Here is a 2763-nt window from a genome sequence, read left to right as displayed (position 1 = left end):
GACGCCGCCCGCCCCGACGCTGGCGCCTGGGGCTATGCGCGCGGCGCCGACCGGCGCGGCGTCGACATCATCGAGAATTGCGAGGTCACCGGCTTCCTGCGCGACGGCGACCGCGTCACCGGCGTGACGACCACGCGCGGCGAGGTCCGCGCCAGGAAGGTGGCGCTTGCGGTTGCCGGCAGCACCGGCAGCGTCATGCGGCTTGCCGGCATTTCGCATATGCCGATCGAAAGCCACGTTCTGCAGGCCTTCGTCTCGGAATCGCTGAAGCCGGTCGTCGACACCGTTCTCACCTTCGGCATGGGCCACTTCTACATCTCGCAGTCCGACAAGGGCGGCCTCGTCTATGGCGGCGACCTCGACGGCTACAACAGCTATGCCCAGCGCGGCAGCCTGCCGATCGTCGACGAGGTGATGAGCGAGATGCTGGCGCTGTTCCCGGGCCTGGCGCGGGTGCGCATGCTGCGCTCCTGGGGCGGGCTTTGCGACATGACGATGGACGGCTCGCCGATCATCACCACCGGCCCGCTGCCCGGCATGTATCTCAATTGCGGCTGGTGCTATGGCGGCTTCAAGGCAACGCCCGCGTCAGGCTGGTGCTTCGCCTGGACTATCGCCAAGGACGAGCCGCACGAGTTCAACGCGCCCTTCACGCTGGACCGTTTCTATCGAGGCCTCATCATCGACGACAAAGGCCAGGGTGCGAACCCCCGGTTGCATTAGGGTTTGAAACAGAATGCTGATCACTTGTCCCTATTGCGGCCCGCGCGACGTCATCGAGTTCACCTACCAGGGCGACGGCAACCGTGAGCGGCCGCAGCCGGCCTCGCAGGATCTCGACGCCTGGAACGCCTATGTCTACGACCGGCTGAACCCGGCCGGCGACCACAATGAGATCTGGCAGCATTCGGGCGGCTGCCGCGCGCATCTGCGCGTCGTGCGCAACACCGTAACCCATGAAATCCTGAGCACGGCCTTTGCTCGCGGCGGACACAAATCCGCGGGCCACAGGACGGAGGGCAAGCCGTGAGCTCCCGCCGTACCGAGACCGGCGGCCGCATCGACCGGCTGCGCACCATCCGTTTCACCTTCGACGGCGCGCCCTATACAGGCCATGCCGGCGACACACTCGCCTCGGCGCTGCTCGCCAGCGGCGTCACGCTGTTCGGCCGCTCGTTCAAATACCACCGTCCGCGCGGCCTGCTCGCCGCCGGCCTCGAGGAGCCTAACGCCCTGGTGACGGTGCTGCGCGGCGATGTGCGCGAGCCTAATGTCCCGGCCACCATGGTCGAGATCTATGACGGGCTCGTCGCCGTCAGCCAGAACCGCTCTCCCTCGCTCGCCTGGGACATCAGCGCCATCAACCAGCTCGGCGGCAAGATCCTGTCGGCCGGCTTCTATTACAAAACCTTCATGGGGCCGGTGATCGGTCCGCTGAAGGGCACACGCTTCTGGATGTTCTGCGAGCATTTCATCCGCCGCGCCGCCGGCCTCGGCAGAGCGGGTGTCGCCCCCGACACCTCGCGCTACGAGCGCATGAACGCCTTCTGCGACGTGCTGGTCGTGGGTTCCGGCCCAGCCGGCCTGATGGCGGCGAAGGCCGCGGCAGACCAGGGCGCCCGCGTGATCCTGGCCGACCTCGAGGCACGCTTCGGCGGCTCGGCCAACTGGTCGGGCGAGACGATCGACGGCGCGCCGGCTGCCGAGTGGGCGGGGCGCATCGTCGGCCAGCTCGAAGGCAATGACAATGTCCGCCTCCTGCCGCGCACGACGGTCTGGGGCTATTACGACGGCAACACGCTGGCCGCGCTCGAACGGGTGACCGACCATAAGGAGGTTCCGGCCAAGGGCGAGCCGCGCCAGCGCTATTGGGCGATCCGCGCCAGGACGGTGGTTCTCGCCACCGGATCGTTCGAGCGTCCGCTGGTGTTTCCGGGCAACGACCGTCCGGGCGTCATGCTGGCGCACGCGGCCGAACGCTACGCCAATGAATATGGCGTGCTGCCCGGCGCGCGGATCGCTGTGTTCACCAACAACGACAGCGCCTATCGCTCGGCCGTTGCGCTGAAGAAGGCCGGCGCCGCTGTCGTCGCCATCGTCGATGTCCGAAGGGACGTGTCGAGCGAGATGAGCAGGCTGGCGAGCGAGGCAGAGGCTGAGTTGCTCGCCGGCCATGCCGTTGTTGCGACCGAAGGCGGCAAGGCGCTCACCGGCCTCAAGGTGCAGCGCTTCGACCTGACCAACGGGGCGCTCAGCGGCGACGAACGCAGCATCCATGCCGACTGCTTGGCTATGTCGGGCGGCTGGTCGCCGACCATCCATCTCGCCAGCCAGGCCGGCGCGAAAGCCGAATGGGATCCAGGCAGGCAGGCCTTCCTGCCGCCGCAGCCGACGCAACGCTGGATCGGCGCCGGCGCTTTCACCGGTAGTTTCTCGACCGCGGAAGCCATTGCCGAGGGCCGCGCGGCTGGCCTTCAGGCCGCAGGCGGAAGCGCATCCCCAGCGCCTCTGCCAGTCGTCGAGGCAGCTCCCGGCGACCCCGATCCGGCGCCGGTCTTCGAGATCAAGGCCAAGGGCAAGAGCTTCGTCGACTTCCAGCACGACGTGACCGCCGAGGACGTGCGGCTCGCGCATCGCGAGGGCTTCGTCTCGGTCGAGCATCTGAAGCGCTACACCACGCTCGGCATGGCGACCGACCAGGGCAAGAGCTCCAACGTGCCGGGCCTCGCCATCATGGCCGAAGCGCTCGGCAAGCCGATCCCG

3 protein-coding genes are annotated in these 2763 nt (G+C 68.0%); all 3 read left to right on the top strand.

Going from position 1 to position 2763, the window contains the following annotated elements; all coding sequences use genetic code 11:
* A partial coding sequence (locus EOA29_RS31695; RefSeq protein ID WP_127222106.1) for an FAD-dependent oxidoreductase occupies positions 1-723 on the top strand: 723 nt, incomplete at its 5' end.
* A gap of 13 nt (positions 724-736) precedes the next feature.
* Positions 737-1030, top strand: coding sequence for a sarcosine oxidase subunit delta (locus EOA29_RS31690; protein ID WP_126093261.1), 294 nt, complete (start codon positions 737-739; stop codon positions 1028-1030).
* Positions 1027-2763: 2Fe-2S iron-sulfur cluster-binding protein (locus EOA29_RS31685; protein ID WP_127222105.1), on the top strand; the 1737-nt coding region annotated here is incomplete at its 3' end. The genes EOA29_RS31690 and EOA29_RS31685, both read left to right, overlap by 4 nt.

The organism is Mesorhizobium sp. M1E.F.Ca.ET.063.01.1.1 (genome assembly GCF_003998155.1).
In the GTDB taxonomy this organism is placed as follows: Bacteria; Pseudomonadota; Alphaproteobacteria; order Rhizobiales; family Rhizobiaceae; genus Mesorhizobium.
Note: the sequence above shows the minus strand (reverse complement) of the source record. Positions and strands in the feature narration are given on the sequence as shown.

Bases quoted from the DNA above. Each gene is read 5' to 3' on its own strand.
- EOA29_RS31690 (WP_126093261.1), top strand. From the start codon at position 737: ATGCTGATCACTTGTCCCTATTGCGGCCCGCGCGACGTCATCGAGTTC.